At 28.5% G+C, this 19,384-nt stretch carries 19 protein-coding genes and 1 pseudogene; 12 read left to right on the plus strand and 8 right to left on the minus strand.

Translation table 11 applies throughout. The features are described 5' to 3' along the window. Positions 1 to 3: 3 nt before the first annotated feature. The 6 genes from h2es_RS04325 to h2es_RS04350 form a co-directional block, all read right to left on the minus strand. The gene (locus h2es_RS04325) at positions 4 to 897 is read right to left on the minus strand and encodes a tol-pal system YbgF family protein (RefSeq protein ID WP_154511731.1); all 894 of its coding nucleotides are present in this window, start codon (positions 895 to 897) and stop codon (positions 4 to 6) included. A 5-nt stretch (positions 898 to 902) separates the two neighbouring features. After that, positions 903 to 3,428 (minus strand): leucine--tRNA ligase, encoded by a 2,526-nt coding sequence (gene leuS / locus h2es_RS04330; protein WP_154511733.1) that lies wholly within the window; start codon positions 3,426 to 3,428, stop codon positions 903 to 905. 95 nt (positions 3,429 to 3,523) lie between these two features. After that, on the minus strand, positions 3,524 to 4,849 hold the full coding sequence (gene miaB / locus h2es_RS04335; RefSeq protein ID WP_154511735.1) for a tRNA (N6-isopentenyl adenosine(37)-C2)-methylthiotransferase MiaB: 1,326 nt from the start codon (positions 4,847 to 4,849) through the stop codon (positions 3,524 to 3,526). 79 nt (positions 4,850 to 4,928) lie between these two features. Continuing rightward, on the minus strand, positions 4,929 to 5,495 hold the full coding sequence (locus h2es_RS04340; RefSeq protein ID WP_154511737.1) for a DUF5394 family protein: 567 nt from the start codon (positions 5,493 to 5,495) through the stop codon (positions 4,929 to 4,931). A gap of 80 nt (positions 5,496 to 5,575) precedes the next feature. Further along, positions 5,576 to 6,595: a cytochrome d ubiquinol oxidase subunit II gene (gene cydB, locus h2es_RS04345; protein WP_154511739.1), complete on the minus strand. Its 1,020-nt coding sequence runs from the start codon at positions 6,593 to 6,595 to the stop codon at positions 5,576 to 5,578. 3 nt (positions 6,596 to 6,598) lie between these two features. Further along, on the minus strand, positions 6,599 to 7,999 hold the full coding sequence (locus h2es_RS04350) for a cytochrome ubiquinol oxidase subunit I (RefSeq protein WP_154511925.1): 1,401 nt from the start codon (positions 7,997 to 7,999) through the stop codon (positions 6,599 to 6,601). 154 nt (positions 8,000 to 8,153) lie between these two features. Here h2es_RS04350 and ftsY point away from each other — a divergent pair, with 154 nt between their 5' ends. Further along, positions 8,154 to 9,071, plus strand: a complete 918-nt coding sequence (gene ftsY, locus h2es_RS04355) for a signal recognition particle-docking protein FtsY (protein ID WP_195909973.1) — start codon at positions 8,154 to 8,156, stop codon at positions 9,069 to 9,071. A 179-nt stretch (positions 9,072 to 9,250) separates the two neighbouring features. On the opposite strand, the gene h2es_RS04360 is transcribed toward ftsY, so the two are convergent. Both h2es_RS04360 and h2es_RS04365 read right to left on the minus strand, forming a co-directional pair. Continuing rightward, on the minus strand, positions 9,251 to 9,940 hold the full coding sequence (locus tag h2es_RS04360) for an outer membrane protein (protein ID WP_154511743.1): 690 nt from the start codon (positions 9,938 to 9,940) through the stop codon (positions 9,251 to 9,253). Positions 9,941 to 9,957: 17 nt separating this feature from the next. Next, positions 9,958 to 10,821 carry a hypothetical protein gene (locus tag h2es_RS04365; protein WP_154511745.1) on the minus strand — a complete coding sequence of 288 codons (864 nt, stop codon included), beginning with the start codon at positions 10,819 to 10,821 and terminating at the stop codon, positions 9,958 to 9,960. Between the two features lie 387 nt (positions 10,822 to 11,208). Between h2es_RS04365 and h2es_RS04370 the strand changes: the two genes are divergently transcribed. The 11 genes and pseudogenes from h2es_RS04370 to h2es_RS04420 all read left to right on the plus strand — a co-directional run bounded on the left by h2es_RS04370 (position 11,209) and on the right by h2es_RS04420 (position 19,289). Continuing rightward, positions 11,209 to 11,355: a hypothetical protein gene (locus tag h2es_RS04370; RefSeq protein WP_154511747.1), complete on the plus strand. Its 147-nt coding sequence runs from the start codon at positions 11,209 to 11,211 to the stop codon at positions 11,353 to 11,355. 107 nt (positions 11,356 to 11,462) lie between these two features. Beyond that, positions 11,463 to 11,690: a Rossmann-fold NAD(P)-binding domain-containing protein gene (locus h2es_RS04375; RefSeq protein ID WP_126044761.1), complete on the plus strand. Its 228-nt coding sequence runs from the start codon at positions 11,463 to 11,465 to the stop codon at positions 11,688 to 11,690. 507 nt (positions 11,691 to 12,197) lie between these two features. After that, positions 12,198 to 13,424 carry a dicarboxylate/amino acid:cation symporter gene (locus h2es_RS04380; RefSeq protein WP_126044762.1) on the plus strand — a complete coding sequence of 409 codons (1,227 nt, stop codon included), beginning with the start codon at positions 12,198 to 12,200 and terminating at the stop codon, positions 13,422 to 13,424. A gap of 9 nt (positions 13,425 to 13,433) precedes the next feature. Continuing rightward, positions 13,434 to 14,483, plus strand: a complete 1,050-nt coding sequence (ribD, locus tag h2es_RS04385) for a bifunctional diaminohydroxyphosphoribosylaminopyrimidine deaminase/5-amino-6-(5-phosphoribosylamino)uracil reductase RibD (RefSeq protein ID WP_153183760.1) — start codon at positions 13,434 to 13,436, stop codon at positions 14,481 to 14,483. Continuing rightward, positions 14,473 to 15,342, plus strand: coding sequence for a peptide chain release factor N(5)-glutamine methyltransferase (prmC, locus tag h2es_RS04390; RefSeq protein ID WP_154511749.1), 870 nt, complete (start codon positions 14,473 to 14,475; stop codon positions 15,340 to 15,342). Before ribD ends, prmC begins: the two co-directional genes overlap by 11 nt. A 16-nt stretch (positions 15,343 to 15,358) precedes the next feature. Beyond that, positions 15,359 to 15,835 carry an NADH-quinone oxidoreductase subunit NuoI gene (gene nuoI / locus h2es_RS04395; RefSeq protein WP_154511751.1) on the plus strand — a complete coding sequence of 159 codons (477 nt, stop codon included), beginning with the start codon at positions 15,359 to 15,361 and terminating at the stop codon, positions 15,833 to 15,835. A gap of 70 nt (positions 15,836 to 15,905) precedes the next feature. Continuing rightward, on the plus strand, positions 15,906 to 16,319 hold the full coding sequence (locus h2es_RS04400; protein ID WP_154511753.1) for a hypothetical protein: 414 nt from the start codon (positions 15,906 to 15,908) through the stop codon (positions 16,317 to 16,319). Positions 16,320 to 16,573: 254 nt separating this feature from the next. Continuing rightward, positions 16,574 to 16,771, plus strand: a complete 198-nt coding sequence (locus h2es_RS04405; protein ID WP_154511755.1) for a hypothetical protein — start codon at positions 16,574 to 16,576, stop codon at positions 16,769 to 16,771. Between the two features lie 90 nt (positions 16,772 to 16,861). Continuing rightward, positions 16,862 to 17,035: pseudogene (rpmF, locus tag h2es_RS07695) on the plus strand (50S ribosomal protein L32); the annotation flags it as partial. Between the two features lie 209 nt (positions 17,036 to 17,244). After that, positions 17,245 to 18,333, plus strand: a complete 1,089-nt coding sequence (gene plsX, locus h2es_RS04415; protein ID WP_154511759.1) for a phosphate acyltransferase PlsX — start codon at positions 17,245 to 17,247, stop codon at positions 18,331 to 18,333. Next, entirely contained in the window at positions 18,330 to 19,289 is a 960-nt protein-coding gene (locus h2es_RS04420; protein WP_154511761.1) for a beta-ketoacyl-ACP synthase III, read from the plus strand. Before plsX ends, h2es_RS04420 begins: the two co-directional genes overlap by 4 nt. The last annotated feature ends 95 nt before the right edge of the window (positions 19,290 to 19,384 follow it).

Raw genomic sequence — 19,384 nt, forward strand, 5'->3', positions numbered from 1 at the left:
TTTTTATCCATACACATATGTTTGCTCACACTTAGAGCTTTGCTTTATATTATTAAGAGTGCGCTTTATTGAAGTAGGTATTTCACTATATTTATACTCGGTATAATTTACAACCTTACAAGATTTATCATAATTTCCAATCCTACTTAAACATTTCGCAAGCATAGTAAGATTACTTAAAGTTCTTGATCCATTTTTGTCAGCTTGAAATCCTTTCAAATAATTAATAGCTGCTACTGTATAATTATTTCTTTCATAATATATCTCACCTAAATAAAAAAATGCATTAGAATTTAATATACTATCAGGATGAGTCTTAATAAAATTCTTCAATTCTAATAAAGCTAAATTATAATCTTTTTTATTTACTAAGCTCAAAACTTTTTTATATTCATCTTGATCCTTTTCAAATTGCTCAGAATCTATATAATCTCTTGCTCTAGAATCATTAGATTCTAAGTTATTAGACACATCCAACTCAGAATCAATTAAATTTAATATTTGTTTATTATTATTTTGCTCATCAATTTGAGATTTTATATTATTAATTTTACTATCAAACCCTCTAGAAGATTTTTCTAACTTATACTTTAAAGATTGTATATCTTTTTTAACTCCTTCCATTTCCTTTCTTAGCATTTTAATCTGCTCAACCAACTCATCAGTCTGAAATGTTGTAACCGCATGAGGCTTATTTTTAACATCCTGTAGGTTAAAAATATATTTTTGCAATTGGTCAATTTGTTGTTGTTGCATTTCATCAATTTGACTTTTTACAAACTCAACGTTTTTTCCATTTTTTTTCGCTTTATACAGCATACCTTGATCTGAAAAACAAATTTCTGTACATAGGCTAAACAAAGTAAATGATAAAAGGCCTGTAATTATTTTATGCATCCCCACTAAACCACAAAATTTATTATTTTATTTTTTATATATATTAATTTTTTAATACTGACATTAAATAAATATTTATCAAGTACTTTAATTGTTTTAATTTGAATTAAAGCATTTTTTTGATCACAATTAATAGGTAATTCAACAATTGCTCTAGTTTTACCATTTACTTGAACTGCAACTTTTACAGATTCATTATTTAGCAACCTTTGATCTATTACAGGCCATTTTGCAAGATATATACTATCTGTATTGCCAAGCATATAGTTAAATTCTTCTGTAATATGAGGCGTAAAAACTGACAATAATTTAATTAATATCACTAAAGATTCTTTTATAAGTTCTTTTGAATAATTATTAACATAAATTTCATTAGTAAATTTTCTTATATCTGCAATTGCCTTATTTAAAGTAAAATTTTCTAAATTAAGCGTTACTGAATGAATTGTTTGATGAATTAACTTCTTAAATTGTTCCTCCTTTTTAGGATCTATATTGAGATTTTCTTCGTTATTGCTTATAAATTTCTCAATAAATCTATATAAAGAATTTAAATATTTATAACTTCCTTCAATTCCTTCATCTGACCATTCTAAATCTCTAGTAGGAGGTGAATCAGAAAGTAAAAATAACCTTATAGAATCAGCCCCATATTTATTGATCATATCAGTTGGATCTATTGTATTTTTCTTTGATTTACTCATCTTTTCAATACGACCATCTTGAGCTATCTCGTTACTATCTTTTATTATCCACTTATCACCCTTCTTATAAACTTGATTTGGGCTCAACCAGTTATTTTGTGAATCCTTAAATGTCTTATGACAAATCATACCTTGCGTCAAAAGACCTTTAAATGGCTCATCTATATTAAAATAACTGCAATCTCTTAATGCCTTAGTAAAAAATCTTGCATATAATAAATGTAATATTGCATGTTCAATACCACCTATATATTGATTAACAGGAAGCCATTTTTCAGCAACATTTTTATCAAACGCGCATTTATCCTCTAAACCACAAAATCTTGCAAAATACCAAGATGATTCAAAAAAAGTATCAAAAGTATCAGTTTCTCTAATAGCATCGCTATTACATTTATGGCATTTTACTTTTTTCCATGTAGGATGATTTTCAAGAGGATTACCTTTATTTTCAAAAGATATATCTTTAGGTAATTTGATAGGTAAATTTTCCTTTAATTCAGTAATAACTCCACAATTATTGCAATATATAATTGGAATTGGACACCCCCAATATCTTTGCCTTGAAACTCCCCAATCTTTTAATCTATAAGTAATTTTTGTATTTCCAATTTTATTTGACTCTAATCTTTTTAATATTTTTATCTTTGCATCTTCTACACTTAAATTATTTAAGAAATCAGAATTTATAACTTTACCTAGAATGTCAATATAAGGCAAAGGTGTTTGTGGATTAGATGTGTCTACTAAAACTGGCAAAATTTCTAAGTTATATTTCTGTGCAAATTCAAAATCTCTTTCATCATGAGCAGGGCACCCAAACACTGCCCCAGTACCATAATTTGATAATACATAATTTGCTATATAAATAGGTAATTTCTTATTTTTTATGTATGGATGTTCAACATAAAAACCTGTAAAAAGTCCTTCTTTCTCAATATTATTATCTATATTTTCTGATTCAGAACTTAACTTACACTTTTTTATAAAGTCGAGCTTTTCTTTTGAATCAGTTATATTTTTAACAAATTCATGATCATAAGATATACAGATAAAGCTAGCACCAAAAATAGTTTCAGGCCTTGTTGAAAAAACTGTTATATATTGATCTGAATTACTTATTTTAAAATTAATTTCTGCTCCACTTGATTTTCCAATCCAATTTTTTTGCATTATCTTAACTTTATCAGGCCAATCTGGAAGATTATCTAATTCTTCTAGTAACTCATCTGAATATTGAGTTATTTTTAAAAACCATTGTTTTAATTGCCTTTTTTCAACCTTAGCACCAGATCTCCATCCTTTTCCATCAACAACTTGCTCATTTGCTAAAACTGTACAATCAACAGGATCCCAATTTACTAATGATTTTTTTTGATATGCCAAGCCTGCATCAAAAAAATCAATAAACATAGCTTGTTCATGTTTATAGTAATTTGGTTGAGATGTATTGACCTCTCTATCCCAATCATATGAAAATCCCAAAGATTGCAACTGAGATTTCATTCCTTTTATATTTTTTATTGTCCAATCATCTGGATGTAGTTTATTTTGAATAGCTGCATTTTCAGCAGGCAAACCAAAAGCATCCCAACCCATTGGATGCAATATATTAAATCCTTTTCCCTTTTTAAACCGAGCAATTGCATCTCCTATTGCATAATTTCTAACATGTCCCATATGAATGTTACCAGATGGATAAAGAAACATTTCTAAGACATAGTATTTTTCTTTGTTATTATTTTCATCTGTTTTATACAATTGAGAATTATCCCAAATTCTCTGCCATTTCTTTTCTAGTTCAATATGATTATAATATTCTGACATCAGCATAAGTTACAATAAAGTTATTTGATTAATTTTAAAAAGAATATTAGTATATCAAAATTAGTAAATCCAGTGAATAATAAGTCAAATAAAAATCATTGTATTACTAATTCTCCGTTTAAACTATTTAATCCAGCTCTAGTTATAGTAACTTTTTTAATTTCACCTATTATATTGGCATCTGTTTTAACAACAACTGATTGCAAATAAGGAGATTTTCCAATAAATTGACCTTCATGTTTTCCCTTTTTCTCAAACATAACATCCATATCTTTCCCAATGAAGCCTTTATTAAATTCAAGCTGTTGCTCTCTAAGTAAGCTCTGTAAAATTGTAAGTCTTTCAGATTTTACTTCTTCAGGCACTTGATTTTCTAATATAGAGGCAGGGGTTCCTGGCCTTGGACTATACTTAAATGAATAGCACTGCGCATATTTTACTTTCCTTACCAAATCTAGTGTATCCTGAAAATCTCTATCAGTTTCACCTGGATATCCTACAATAAAATCTGATGAGAACGCAATATCAGGCCTAAAATTCCTAAATTTATCAATTACTCTAAAATAAAAATCTCTATTATGATTTCTATTCATATTTTTTAATATTTCATCAGAACCTGATTGTACTGGCAAATGCAAGAATGGCATAAGTTTTTCTTCTTCGGCATGAGCAATAAATAAATCATCTTCTATCATATCTTTAGGATGGGATGTTGTATACCTAACCCTCTCAAGACCATTAATTTTACAAATTTGTTTCAAGAGCCATCCAAGCCCTTTTTGATTTTTTTGATCGTCAAGCCCATGATATGCACTAACATTTTGCCCAAGTAAAGTTATTTCCTTAACACCTTTAGATACCAAGCTTAATGCCTCTCTATATATATCCGGTATTTTTCTAGAATACTCTTTACCCCTTGTATATGGTACACAACAAAAGTGACAAAATTTATCACATCCTTCCTGTATAGTTAAAAAAGAAGAATGCCTAGGATTATCAGGAACTTCAATTTTATCAAATTTATTTTCTTCATCGAAATCTAAATCTATCACCCATTTCTCTTGACGTTTCACCCTTTCTAGTAATTTAGGTAAATTATGATAAGATTGAGGACCAACAACTATATCAACGTTCTTTGCTCTTTTAAAAATTTGCTCCCCTTCAGCTTGTGCAGTACATCCTGCAACAACAACCGTTGGCTTTATTCCAAAATTATTTTCCTTTATTTTACCCAATTCAGAATATACTTTTTCTGATGCTTTTTCTCTTATATGACATGTATTTAAAATAATTAAGTCTGCATTTTTTTCATCATTAGTAATGCTAAATCCATGTGGTTTTAATAAATTCCCCATCTTTAATGAATCATAAACATTCATCTGACAACCATATGTCTTGATATATAAATTTTTATTCTGCATTACTTTTTAACATTACATTGAAATGAAATATAACAGATTATACGCTAAAATCTAGTATAGAATATTATAATTGAATAATTTATAAGCCCCTTCCAAAACCTTTATGACCAGAGGATTTCAATTTGTCAACAAAGCTTTCCTTGTAAGAATCTAGATTATCAATTTCTTTTTTAGAAAAATCCTTTTCATACTGCGCTCCATCATATTCCCTCGCGACTTCAATTCCCCTTGTTATAACATTAGATATAAAATTTTCCAAACTTGTCTCTCCTGCTATTCTTTCTGGATTTAAAATTTTATATGCTTCATACATAATTTGCTGATAGCGTATTTTCCTTTGCTCTTCTGATAATTCCTCTTCTTTTTCTTCTTCATTTTCTTTCTTTTTATCTTTTTCTTTTGACTTCGTAATACCCAATGCTTTTTCTAAAAATTCTATCAACGATAAATCTATATTTGGATTATCCTGATTTAATATCAAATATTCTAATAATTTAGCAAGAACCTTCTTGTGCTGCGTTAAATCTTTTTCTGAAAAATTACCTTCTGATGAACTAGATTGCAATTTTCTAGCGATTTCAATTGCTTCAGACAAAACCCTAGGATCTAAGTCCTCTACTTTTTTATTATCACTGTATTCCTTCATAAAGAAATACCACTTTTTGTTTATATTAATAAAAGTCTATACTAAATCTTTAGTAAAGTGAAAGTATAAATAAAAAATACCTAGTACAACTTATTTTTTGTACTCTTTCCTCTAAAAATATAATAGCTATAACCTGTATAAATTAAAATTATTGGTAAAATTATAACAACACCCACTAACATTAAAGAAAGTGATTCAGGAGCAGCAGCAGTTTCCCAAATTGTTAATTTTCTTGGAACCGCCCATGGCCATAATGAAATACCAAATCCAATAAACCCAAAACAGAATAACAAAATACTTAATAAAAATGGTAACAGCTCATTCTTTTCAGTAATAGCTTTATATAAAAAATATGTAGTCAAAATTGTAAGTATTGGTACTGGCATTAAATAAAGAATATTAGGAATTTTAAACCAAATATTAAATATATCACTATCAATAAATGGCACCCATAAGCTGACTATACCCATTAATATTGGAACATATATCATTGAATATAAAGCACATTTTCTAGCCCATCTTTGAGTTTCATTTTCAGTTTTAAGTATTAACCAAGTAGCTCCAAGTAATACATACCCAAAAATAAGTGCTATACCTGTTGTAATAGAAAATGCTGATAGCCAACTAAAACTGCCTCCAACAAATAATCTACCCTCTACCTCAAAGCCCTGCACTATCGTACCTAAAATCACTCCCTGAAAAAAAGTTGCTGTCAAAGAACCAAAATGAAACAATACATTCCACATCTTTTTATTTTTCAAACCAGATTTAGATCTAAATTCAAACGCCATACCTCTAAATACCAATGCAATTAACATTAGAATAATTGGCAGATATAAAGCAGGTATTACAATGGAATAAGCAAGAGGAAAGGCTATAAAAAGCACCCCTCCACTTAAAACTAACCAAGTCTCATTACCATCCCAAAATGGCGAAATAGAATTAACCATAGTATCTCTACAATTATCCGTTGGAGCAAACGGCAGTAATATTCCAACACCTAAATCAAACCCATCAAGAATTACATAAAGTGATATAGCAACAACCAATATCACCAGCCATATTATAGGTAAATCTAAGAAACCTGAAAAATCTAACATAATTTACACTTTACTATATGTTTTTATAAAAATACTCTTAACACTATTACTTTCTAAATTAATTCCTCTTTTCTTTAGCCATTCCCCTTCTTTTATTCCATTCTTAATCAGTTTAAAAATATAATATATGCCTGCACTTACCAAGCAAACATAAACAACAATAAATAATATAAGAGTAAATAAAACCTCATGAGCAGTGATATTTGAAGCTGCTTGCGAAGTTCTCATCAAGCCATATACCACATATGGCTGCCTACCAATTTCTGTTACAAACCAGCCAGATAATATCCCTATAAATCCTATTGGTGAAATTAACATGCACCACTTATGAAACTTAGTTGATAAAAATAACTTCTTCTTAAAGAATAAATAAAGACCAAGATATGTAGTAAAAAACATTAATATACCTATTCCAACCATTATTCTAAAACCAAAAAACACTGGAATTACAGGAGGCCTGTCTTCTTTTTTCCATGTTTTCAATCCTCTAATCTCACCATCTAAAGAATGAGTTAAAATTATACTAGCAAGCTTTGGAATTTTAATAGCATATTCTGTCACCATCTTTTCTTCATTTGGTATGCCAAATAAAGTTAAGGGAGCGCCTCTTTCTGTTTCCCAAACTGCTTCCATAGCTGCAATTTTAGCTGGCTGATATTTTTTAGTATTTAGCCCTTGACTGTCTCCAACAAATATTTGAATTGGCACCAATATTACAGTAAAAAATATTGACATAGTAAGCATAATTTTAGCATGCTTTAAATGTCTACCTTTTAACAAAAAATATGATGCAATTCCTGCTATCACAAAAGCAGTAGTTAAATAGGCTGCAAAAATCATATGGAAAAATCTATGTGAAAAAGATGGATTAAATACAATATCAAGCCAATTTTTTGGATAAAACACTCCATCTTCCATAATTTCATAACCTGCTGGGGTATGCATCCAACTGCTAGCTGCTAGTATCCAAAATGCTGAAATTAGTGTCCCTATAGCAACGGTACAAGTGGAAATAAAGTGTATTTTATTACTAACTATTCCCCAACCAAATAGCATAATTCCTAAAAAAGTTGCTTCAAGAAAAAATGCTGTTAATACCTCATATCCTAATAAAGGACCAATAACATTGCTTGTTTTATCTGCAAAAATTGCCCAATTTGTACCAAATTGATAAGACATAACAACACCTGTTACAACTCCCATACCAAAACTAACAGCAAATATTTTTACCAAAAATTTATAAATCTCAATATACACTGGATGCTTTGTCTTCAACCACAGACCTTCTAGTACAGCCAACAAACTAGCTAAGCCTATAGTAAAAGATGGAAATATTATATGAAACGAAATAACAAATGCAAACTGTATCCTTGATAAAAATTCCGCACTTATACTTTCAAACATAACACAAACATACTTTTTATTAATAAAATCTTCCATTTATTTTAACCACCTGAATAAATTTATTCAATATTTTATTTAATAATATGCTTTTCAGTATTTTTAATAATAAGTATTTATGTTAGTTATACAATTTCTAACGTATTTAAATTATAAAATGAAAAATTGGATAAGCAAATTAACAAGTGGTTTAAGTAAAACTTCAAATAATATTGGAACAAATATTAAAAAAGTATTTTCATTAAATCGACCAAGCAAAGAAATACTTCAAGATATAGAAGATATATTAATATCAAGCGATTTAGGTGTGAAATTTACAAATGAAATTATTGAGAAATTATCTAAAAAAAGCTTTAATGAAGATATCTCCCAAGACATAGTTTTTGACTCCGTTACAAGTGAAATAAGCAATATTCTAAAACCATACACAAAAAAACTAGATATACCTAATTCAAATTCTCCTTATACAATCATTTTTTCCGGAATAAATGGCAGTGGCAAAACTACATCTCTAGGCAAAATTGCCTATAAATTGCAACAAAATGGAAAAAGAGTACTAATTGCTGCATGTGATAGCTTTAGAGCATCTGCAACTGAACAATTAGAAGTTTGGGCTAAAAGAGCTAATTGCGATATTGTTATCGGTGAAAAAAATTCTGACCCAGCAAGTATTGCATATAAATCTTTAAGTAAAGCCAAAGCAGAAAATTATGATGTGTTGCTTATAGATACTGCAGGTAGGATGCATAATAAAATTGACCTGATGAACGAGTTAAAAAAGATTATTAATGTTTTAAAAAAGATTGATGGCTCTTCTCCTAATTTAAATTTATTAGTAATTGATTCAACCATTGGTCAAACAGCATTAAAACAAGTTGAAAGCTTTAAAAGCATTGTCGATATAAACGGCATTATAGTCACTAAACTAGATGGAACTTCAAAAGCTGGAATCATTGTTCCTATCACACAAAAATTCATGATACCAATTTATTACGTAGGTATTGGAGAAGGAATCGACGATTTGAACTCATTTTCTGCAGAAGATTTTGCAAATGCACTACTTGCTAAAGACTAGATAACTAGATTGCTACGAATACTTACGCATCATCGTAATGTCAACCTAAATAATAGTCATCACGAGCCACGTTAGTGGCGTGGTGATCCAGAAATGCTGTCTAATTTATGTTTGTTTGCAACTTTCCTGGATTGCCACACTCACTTCATTCGTTCACAATGACTATTACTTATGAATTATTAAAAATTAAACCTTACTCCCACAGTTGCACTATGAGTTTTAATTTTGAATTTCTTAGAGTTTAAAGCTCCCTTGGTACCTCGTTGTATTTCGTAATTATGAGGTTCGTTAGCTTTTCCAAAATCTTGAAATTTATAACCAACATCTAAATTCACCTTTTCATTCATCTTGAAAGATATTCCACCCATTATTGCATAAGTTAAGTTATTAGATTTTTTAGAGAAATAAGTTTTTTTCAAATTTCCAGTAGAAATCCTTATAGCATCTTTTGGATTAATATTAGAATACCCAAATCCAACACCTAAGTAAGGAGTTATATTTCTTTTACCTAATATATCATAATACAAATTTACCATTCCTGTTTTAATTTTTACCTCTTGATTAAAATCTGCTGGCACAACTTTATTCGTAGCAATATTATCTTTGTGGATTGAGTATTTTAAATCTGTAAAACTATATGATAATTCTGATCTCAGTTTATCATTAATCTTATAACCAAATCCTAAAGAATATATTGCATTAGAATTAAACTTACTATTGCCACTTTGTTTATAAAATTCATGATCTGATTTTACTTTTTCAGATTTTGAAATTCCAACTTCAGCATTAACATAAAAGTTTTCAAATTTTGCAGTTGCATTATTAATTGCAAATAATGCTGCTAAAATTGCTATATTATATTTTGTCATTTTCTTTCCTCCAACTTTTAACAAATTCCATATTCAATACAATCTATAGACATGCTAATTTCTTCAGCACTATAATGGTTATTATTAGCAACTACTTCATGGCTTTTAGCAAGCTCCTTTGTTGCTGCTTCATTAAATTCGCCTCCATGAGAAGAAATTGTTTCAGCAACTTTATTAATTATCTCTTCACTATGTTGATCTTTTAAAAACTTTAAATTTTCAGGTATTTTAGTAACTTCTGCTTTCTTGCGATCCTCTTCCTCTTGCTTTAACCTTTCTGCTTCTGCTTTCTTGCGATCCTCTTCCTCTTGCCTTAACCTTTCTGCTTCTGCTTTCTTGCGATCCTCTTCCTCTTTAGCAATTCTATCAACTTCTTCTTTATCCATTTCTTTTTCCTTAACAAAACATTTTTGATAAAATGTTTTATAATTTTCAAAAAGCTTAGAATAGCTATATTTGTTTTCATCAGGAATTATTTCTAAAAATTCAGTTGCTAATTGATCATATATTTTTAACGAAATCCCAAAATTATCATCTACAAGCTTGTTTTCTTGTATATTCATAATTTTACAACTCCTTTCATGTCCTGTATAAATATAAATTAATTTTTTATTTTTTCCTTTTATAATTTCTTCTAAATATTGATTTTTTTCTTGAATATTTTGTTTTTTAAAATCAAGATTACTTTGAAAAAAATCCCTTTGTTCAGTTATATATGGCAAATTTACTCCAGTATAAATAAGGGGTAAATTATTAAATAATTTTACAAATGGTTCAATATTCTTAAATATTGTGTCATCGCCATTATTTCTATCAGGATGATATTTTAATGATATCTTTCTGAAAGCTTTGCTTAAATCTTTAAAATCACTTATTGCCATTTTCACACCTCATGTTTAACTACCTTATATATTCTTTAACAATCTAAATAAGCCAAATACAATAAATATGACTTATTAAATCTTCACAACTTTGACTATCATAAATCTTATATATATTCAAGCCATAAACTAAATCTTTAAAGCTATAATACATTTGATCTTATTCAGTACCAGTAAAAACAAAATTGGACAATACAATAATTATTTAGATCCACCTTTACTTGTTTATAAATTAATTCAAAAATATAAAATTTGATATTTTATGATAGCATTACAAATGAATTTATAATTTACTATGAAAAAATATTTAATTCTCTTTATTGAAGGATTTACATCTAAGGATAAATATGGGGTAATATAGCTTATAAAAGGTTTGTGACATACAAAATGAAAAATAATTCTAGTATAAGATATGCTCTAGTTACAAACTATGCATCAGCATATGGAAAAGAGATAGCAAACTGCATTATAAATGATGGTGGGGTTATTGTTTTTGGTAAAAAAATAAGAAGACTAAAGACATTCAATCGATAAAGATTACCTGGTTATAAAAATAAGAAATTAATACTGCACTACAGAGTATTAATCCAGAATTAATTGCACTTAATCATAGCATTTTAGCACATGGCAAATTTCAAAAAATGGATTGCGATAAAATTACAGAAGTCTTATTTCATAATATTAATATACAATTAATAATTGTAAAACATTTCATAAATAAAATGCAGGCCGTTAGCATAGGAAATATCATAAATGTTATTAATTTTTTAGCTTTCAGACCATTTCCTTATCTTACACTATATTCAGCAACACAGAGCTTTTTATTAAACAGTTTTGAAGGTATTGCTAAGGTAAGTAGAAAGAAGTAATATTAAAATAAAAAATTTTTCTATAGATTTATTTAATCAGAGTAATATTACATCAGACTATAAAATGATGGCTAAAAAAACACTTGATATCTTAAACAAAAATAAAATAACTACTATATACGAAAAAAAGAATATTATGCTAAACCTTCTAAATAAATTGTCATCCAGGTCAGCAGTTGTAAATTGCACTTTTAGACAGGGAGAAAGTTTAATAAATGGTAATAAGTGCAATAATTAAGATAAAGGAGCTGTTATTACACAGCTAGGGAGGGAATACTATATCCTTATATGACTCAAACTGGCACCATCATAAACATAACACAACCCCAATAGAAATGACTTAATTTATTTATCTTTCATACATTTATTCGCAATGAGTTGAATAACAAGGTTTACTCCATGTTTTATACACTTAAAAAAGCATTAAAGTAAAAATTCGGTGCAAATTTTGTGTTTTTAGTGTATTGTCAGCATATTAAATATATTTAAATAAGCATTAGAGGTTCGATGAAAAAGAAGTTAAGGCTTTGGCATAAAGTAATTATTGGGATGATCTTAGGTATATTATTTGGTGTATTTGGTAAAGATTATGCACAATATCTTCAACCTTTTGGAGAAGTATTCCTAAATATGATTAAAATGGTGGTTGTGCCATTAATATTATTCTCAATACTTAATGGCATAACAAATGTAAGCGATGCAAGCACGTTTGGAAGACTTGGAACAAGAGCTTTTCTTATATACATGTTTACAACAGCATTTGCTGTTACAATTGGATTAACTTTTGCAAATATATTTGAACCTGGATTAGGACTAACTATTGATCTAACAAATCCAACTGAACATCAACAAAACAAAAGTCTAAAAGATTTATTTGTTAATATAATTCCTTCAAACCCTATAAAAGCAATGGCTGATGGCAGAACTTTACAAATAGTAGTATTTGCATTTTTTACAGGATTTGCACTAATATTAATCGGTGATAAAGGAAGAGAAGTTAAAAATCTTATTACTTCGTGCACTCATTTAGTTTTCAAGATGATTCAATTAGTTATTCAACTAACACCTTATGGGGTATTTGCAATAATGTCATGGGTAGTGGCAGATTATGGTATCGAAGTAATGCTGCATCTTGGAAAATTCATTCTTGTTGTACTTGGTGCTTTATTTGTTCAATATATATTATTTGGAGTAATGCTACTAGTTATCGCAAGGATTAATCCGCTTCCTTTCTTTAGCAAGATGCTAACTACTCAAGCACTAGCTTTAGCTACATCTAGTAGTAAAGCTACTCTTCCAACAGCTATATCAGAGCTAAGAAATAAGGTTGGTGTTTCTAAAGGATCTGCATCTTTTATATTACCTTTAGGAGCAGCAGTTAATATGGATGCAACTGCTATATATCTAGGAATTTGTGCAGTATTTTTTGCTCAAATTTTTGGTATAAATTTAGATTTCAATCATTACATAATATTAATTCTTACAGCAACTATTGGCTCAATTGGAGCTGCTGGATTTCCAGGTGGCTCAATGGTAATGATGGGGATGGTATTATCATCAGTAGGGTTGCCACTTGAAGGTATTGGAGTCATACTTGGTATAGACAGGCTGTTAGAAATGGTTAGAACAATGATAAATATTACTGGAGACTGTACTGTTACACTAATAGTTGATAAAATGGAGGGCACCTTTAATAAAAAAACGTATTATTCTAAAATTAAAGACCGCAAATAAACTGCTAAAGTGGACAAAGATATTTATTATATGAATGAAGCCATAAAGCTAGCTAAAACTGGCATTGGCAAAACTGGCTCTAATCCATCCGTAGGCTGTCTGATTGTTCAAAATGATCAAATAATTTCTAAAGCTAGAACCAAGAATGGCGGGAGGCCTCATGCTGAACATTTAGCAATATCAAAAGTAGCTTCAAAAAACCTTATAGGAAGCACAATATATATTTCTCTAGAACCTTGCTGTATTAATAAAGCAGATAAAACATCCTGTGTAGAAAAAATCATTACTTCTAAAATTTCAAAAGTAGTTATTGGTGCAATTGATCCAAATCCAGAAATTAATGGAAAGAGCATTGAAATATTAAAAAAACACAACATTGAAACTAAGATAGGGATTTTAAACGATAAGTGCGAACAACTTATATTAGGCTTTAAAAAAAGAATAATTTCAAATCTACCATATATTACCCTTAAATTAGCTACCAGTTTAGACGGCAAAATTGCACTTTTTAACAAAAAAAGCAAATGGATAACAAGTGAAAAACTTAGATATTCATCACATAAGTTAAGAGCTAAAAATGATGCTATTCTTACAGGAATAGGAACTGTAATTGCAGATGATCCTTTACTTACATGCCGCTTAAATAATACAGATGATCATAATCCTATTAGAATTATAATAGATACAAATTTAAAAATATCAAAAAATTCTCAAATACTTAAAACAGCAAAAAATATCCAAACTACAATCTTTACAAATAAAAAACATATTAATAGTTACCATGATGCAAATGTAATTCATGTAAATAAAACAAAAGATGGACTAAACTTAAAAGAAATTTTACATCATATTACAAATTTAGGTATAAACAATTTGCTCATTGAAGCTGGACAAAAAATTAGCACTTCTTTTATTAAAGAAAATTTAGTTGATAAAATAGTTCTTTATCAATCAAAAAAAATCATAGGAGGAGATGGCATAGATGCAATAGGTGATCTAAACATTAGTGATATAAGCCAATGTATTGAATTTAAAACAGAAATTATACATGAGAAGTAGCATTACTACAATATTAGATACACTGAAAGAAGCACAAATATTATTAAAAAAATCCAATATCTCTACATATAAACTAGATGCAAAAATCTTATTATCTCACATATTAAAGTTAAATAATTCAGAAGAATTATTATTTAAATTAAATCAAAAAATTTCAGAATTAGATTATTCTCAATACTATAGATTGATAAATCGTAGATTACAAAACGAGCCTGTAGCATATATATTGGGAAATAAAGATTTCTGGAAACAAAATTATATTATTGATAATAGTGTACTTATACCCAGGCCAGAGACAGAGCTTGTCATAGAGTTACTTCTAAAAAAACTTAATAAAAAAATTGATACGCCATTAAATATTTTAGAATTAGGAACTGGCAGTGGGTGTATAATTTTATCACTTCTTTCAGAGTTTAAATATTCAAAAGCAATTGCAATAGATGTATCTAAAAAAGCTTTAAATATTGCTAAATTAAATGCTAAAAAGCTTTCTCTTGATAACAGAATAAATTTTGTATTAGGTAATTGGTTTAGCAATTTAAACTCTAATTTTAAATTTGATATTATAATATCAAATCCCCCATATGTTTCTTTAAATGATTGGGAAACATTAGATAAAAATGTTAGATATTTTGAACCTAAAATAGCCCTAACTGACAACAAAGACGGACTAGAAAATTATAAAATTATTGCCAAGTACTCAAAAAATTATTTAAATAAAGATGGCATCATAGTATTAGAAATAGGTATTAATCAAAGCTTTGCAATTGAAAATATATTCCAAAATTATGGATATAAAATTGATTTTTATAAGGATTTGCAAAGTATAAAACGTGTTGCTATAATTACTAAGAACTAACAGTGCAATTTATAAGTTGAAAAAATTAAAATATTATTTTAAGTCTTTTTTATTAATTGAGATATTTAAAGGTATGTTTTTAACTTTAACCTACCTTTTTAAAAGAAAAGTGACAATTAATTATCCTTTTGAAAAAGGCTATCTTAGCTCTAGGTTTAGGGGCGAGCATGCACTAAGAAGATATCCAAATGGAGAAGAAAGATGCATAGCATGCAAATTATGCGAAGCCATATGCCCTGCCCAAGCAATTACAATTGAAGCAGAGGCAAGATTAGATGATAGTAGAAGAACGACAAAATATGATATTGACATGACAAAATGTATTTATTGTGGATTGTGTCAAGAAGCTTGCCCAGTTGATGCTATAGTTGAAGGTCCAAATTTTGAATATGCTACTGAGACACATGCTGAGTTATTATACGATAAAAATAAATTAATTAATAATGGTGAAATTTGGGAAGAACACCTTTCAAAAAATTTAAATACAAACTAAACATTATTATTGATTTATTTTACCTTTTATATATAGAATTATACTTAATTTATAATTTTTATAGTTATATATGAAATCCGAAGGTGGCCAAGGTATTGTACCTGATATAATAGGAAAAGATAAATTAAGTGGTTTTCTCCAAAAACAAAATGCATACACCTTAATGAAAATCCAGTTCACTATGCCAATTTTGTTTTTTGGTTTCAGTTGTGCTTCAACATTAACTTCATTAACCGCAATTTATTCAGCAAAAATTTTAGACGATTATTACCGTGGAGACAACTCATCACTAAAAGCTATTGATTTTAAATCAGATAGCCCTCCACCAGAATTTACTGATTTTATAAAAACAAAGCTTATTTACAGCCAAGCAGTAGGACAAATTACAAAAAGATTTTTTCAGAATTATTTAATATTGAATACAGTGATAGCCAAGCATTTGCTTCTTGGATTGATAGTTATTTACCAAAAATATTTCAAGTAAAATTTGCACCTGGATATGGATTTAATAAAACTCTTAATCATTTAAAATCAGGATTATATATATATTATGCTGTTAGTGCATTTGACCCTTTAATCAATATTCTACTTTATAATATAGATCCCACCGATATAGTTAAAGGTAAAATTAATGATCTTGATGAACACTTCACATTATTAATAAAAAAACCTTTATACATATATGTATACAATACAACAGAATTTGTATACTTTCTAAAAGATACCTTACATTCAAGATTGAATCATATTTATTCTGATAGTAAAAAATTGTTTGAAAAAATAAACCCTTTTCAATCCGCATTACCAATTGAAAAACCTGACACCGATACTGATTTAGAACCTCATAGCAGCACAAATCCTAATGCTGCTGAGTTAGGCGAATTAGGCCATCAAGATAACGATAACGCTGATACAGTTCTCAAACCTGAACTTTAAAAATAATACTAAATTACTATTTTACTAGCAATTATAATCAATTTATTATATAAAATGGTTCAATAAACAAATTTAGTTATACAATATTTTATGGCTGTACCTAAGAAAAAGATTTCTAAATCTAAAAGAAATAGCAGAAGAGCCCATGATGGGATTAATAAAATTTCTATTTCCTTTGATTCTGTTACTGGTGAACCAAAATTACCACATCATATTTCATTGAAAGATGGATATTATAACGGAAAGCAATTAATAAAACCAAAAACAAAAGAAGATAACAAAGAATCTGAAAATACAAAAGAAGAAGATACTAAAAAAATTAAAGTAGTTAATGATACATCAAAAGAAATTGATAAAAAAGTAACAAAAGCTACAAAAAAAGAAGTAACCCCAAAGGTTACGGATAAAAAAGTAACAAAAACTACAAAAAAAGAAAAAATCTCAAAAGATCAAGATAAAAAATAACATCAAGTATGTCTAATAAGATTTGGATTAGTATTGATGCCATGGGTGGGGCTAATTCACCTGATGCTATAATAGAAGCTATAGACAAGTTTTTAAAAACCTGCAACGATGTAAATTTTCTACTATATGGCAAAAAATCAGTAATTTTACCAAAAATAATTGACTTTAATTTTTCAGAAAACAGTTATAAATTAGTAGATAGTGAAGTCATAATTTCTGATGAAGACAAGCCAACAGAAGCTTGGAGAAATGGTAAGAATTCAAGTATGAGAAAATCCATTGAAGCAATAAAAAATGGAGAAGCACATGCTGCTGTTTCATGTGGAAATACTGGGGCATTAATGCTTACATCTAAAATGGTACTTGGAACTCTTGATCATATAAAAAGACCTGCTATTGCAGCAATATTTCCAAGTATCAATAACAATGGCACCGTTATACTTGATATGGGTGCTAATTTAGAATGCAATGAATCTCACTTATTTCATTTTGCTCTGATGGGAACATGCTTTGCAAAAATAATTTTAAAAATAGATAATCCTAAGATAGGAATTTTAAATGTTGGAGAAGAAAATACAAAAGGTAGGGATTTAGAACTCAAAACATATAAAATTTTAGAAAAATCTGGACTCAATTTTCATGGTTTTGTAGAAGGTCATGATATTGTAAAAGGTAAAGTGGATGTATTAGTAACAGATGGATTTTCAGGAAACATATTTCTAAAAGCTTCAGAAGGCGCTGCTAATACATGCATAGATTTAATGAAAAACTCTATTAATAGTGGCAATTTACTTACTAAAATGGCTGGATTACTATTAAAATCAAAAATCAAAGCTTCTTTTAAAATTATTGATCCTAATAAGAATAATGGTGCAATGTTTATAGGGTTAAAAGGCATTGTAATAAAAAGCCATGGATCTGCAAGTGTTGATGGAATTTACAATGCTATTGATACAGCATATAAATTAACGAAAAATAATATTAATACTAAAATAACTGAAGAGTTGGATATCTTTGAAAAAAATGGTACTGGACTAAATTTTGTTGATAAATTAAAACAAACTTCAGCTAAAATATTGGGCATTAAAAACACATGACTTCATCAAAAATAATTGGTGTTGGTAGTTATTTACCAGATAAAATTTTAACCAATAATGATTTAGAAAAAATAGTAGATACTTCAGATGAATGGATACAAGAAAGAACTGGTATAAAAAAAAGACACATTGCAGGCAAAAATCAATTAACTTCAGATTTAGCAACCATAGCTGTAAAAAATGCGCTTAAAAAAGCTAATATTTCTGCTAATAATTTAGATGCTATAATTATAGCAACTACTACGCCAGATCTAGTATTTCCAGCAACTGCAGTTAAAGTTCAAAACAATATAGGAATGCAATCAGGCTTTGCTTTTGATGTCCAAGCTGTTTGCTCTGGGTTTTTGTATGCACTTCAAATAGCAGATTCTCTTATTATATCTAATAAAGCTAATCGAGTAGCTGTAATTGGTGCTGAAACAATGTCACGAATAATAGATTGGCAAGATAGATCAACTTGCGTGTTGTTTGGGGATGGTGCTGGCGCAGTAATTCTTGAAAAATCTGAAGATAAAACTAATGGAATCCTTGATATCGAGTTATTCTCAGATGGTAAATACCAAGATATACTTATCGTAAATGGTGGAGTCTCAACTGGTAATTTAGATAAAAAAATTACGATGAATGGTAGAGAAGTTTTTAGATATGCTGTTACTAAGATGCCTGAATCTATTGAATACATTATTACAAAGAATAATCTAAGCATTACAGATATTGATTGGGTTTTATTGCATCAAGCAAATCAAAGAATCATAAAATCTGTTATGGAAAGACTTAATATAAGTACTGAAAAGGCTGTTTCAACAGTTGCTAATCATGCAAACACATCTGCAGCGTCAATTCCCCTAGCACTTGATCAATATGTTTCTAAAGAAAAAATCAAATCTGGAGAACTAATTGCACTTTCTGCTGTTGGTGGAGGGTTAACTTGGGGTTCTGCCTTAATTAAAATTTAATTACTCTAATCTATAAAAATTTTCTAATTCATCATAATATAAGAATTTATAATAACCCTCTAACTTAACCCGAGCTGCATATAAGAAATATTTAG

The organism is Rickettsiales endosymbiont of Trichoplax sp. H2 (assembly GCF_009690945.1).
Lineage (GTDB): Bacteria > Pseudomonadota > Alphaproteobacteria > Rickettsiales > Midichloriaceae > Aquirickettsia > Aquirickettsia rohweri.

Excerpts from the sequence above, each read along its gene's own strand:
- h2es_RS04325 (WP_154511731.1), bottom strand. The coding sequence starts at position 897 with ATGCATAAAATAATTACAGGCCTTTTATCATTTACTTTGTTTAGCCTA.
- leuS (WP_154511733.1), bottom strand. The coding sequence starts at position 3,428 with ATGTCAGAATATTATAATCATATTGAACTAGAAAAGAAATGGCAGAGA.
- miaB (WP_154511735.1), bottom strand. The coding sequence starts at position 4,849 with ATGCAGAATAAAAATTTATATATCAAGACATATGGTTGTCAGATGAAT.
- h2es_RS04340 (WP_154511737.1), bottom strand. The coding sequence starts at position 5,495 with ATGAAGGAATACAGTGATAATAAAAAAGTAGAGGACTTAGATCCTAGG.
- cydB (WP_154511739.1), bottom strand. The coding sequence starts at position 6,595 with ATGTTAGATTTTTCAGGTTTCTTAGATTTACCTATAATATGGCTGGTG.
- h2es_RS04350 (WP_154511925.1), bottom strand. The coding sequence starts at position 7,999 with ATGTTTGAAAGTATAAGTGCGGAATTTTTATCAAGGATACAGTTTGCA.
- ftsY (WP_195909973.1), top strand. The coding sequence starts at position 8,154 with ATGAAAAATTGGATAAGCAAATTAACAAGTGGTTTAAGTAAAACTTCA.
- h2es_RS04360 (WP_154511743.1), bottom strand. The coding sequence starts at position 9,940 with ATGACAAAATATAATATAGCAATTTTAGCAGCATTATTTGCAATTAAT.
- h2es_RS04365 (WP_154511745.1), bottom strand. The coding sequence starts at position 10,821 with ATGGCAATAAGTGATTTTAAAGATTTAAGCAAAGCTTTCAGAAAGATA.
- h2es_RS04370 (WP_154511747.1), top strand. The coding sequence starts at position 11,209 with ATGAAAAATAATTCTAGTATAAGATATGCTCTAGTTACAAACTATGCA.
- h2es_RS04375 (WP_126044761.1), top strand. The coding sequence starts at position 11,463 with ATGGATTGCGATAAAATTACAGAAGTCTTATTTCATAATATTAATATA.
- h2es_RS04380 (WP_126044762.1), top strand. The coding sequence starts at position 12,198 with ATGAAAAAGAAGTTAAGGCTTTGGCATAAAGTAATTATTGGGATGATC.
- prmC (WP_154511749.1), top strand. The coding sequence starts at position 14,473 with ATGAGAAGTAGCATTACTACAATATTAGATACACTGAAAGAAGCACAA.
- h2es_RS04400 (WP_154511753.1), top strand. The coding sequence starts at position 15,906 with ATGAAATCCGAAGGTGGCCAAGGTATTGTACCTGATATAATAGGAAAA.
- plsX (WP_154511759.1), top strand. The coding sequence starts at position 17,245 with ATGTCTAATAAGATTTGGATTAGTATTGATGCCATGGGTGGGGCTAAT.
- h2es_RS04420 (WP_154511761.1), top strand. The coding sequence starts at position 18,330 with ATGACTTCATCAAAAATAATTGGTGTTGGTAGTTATTTACCAGATAAA.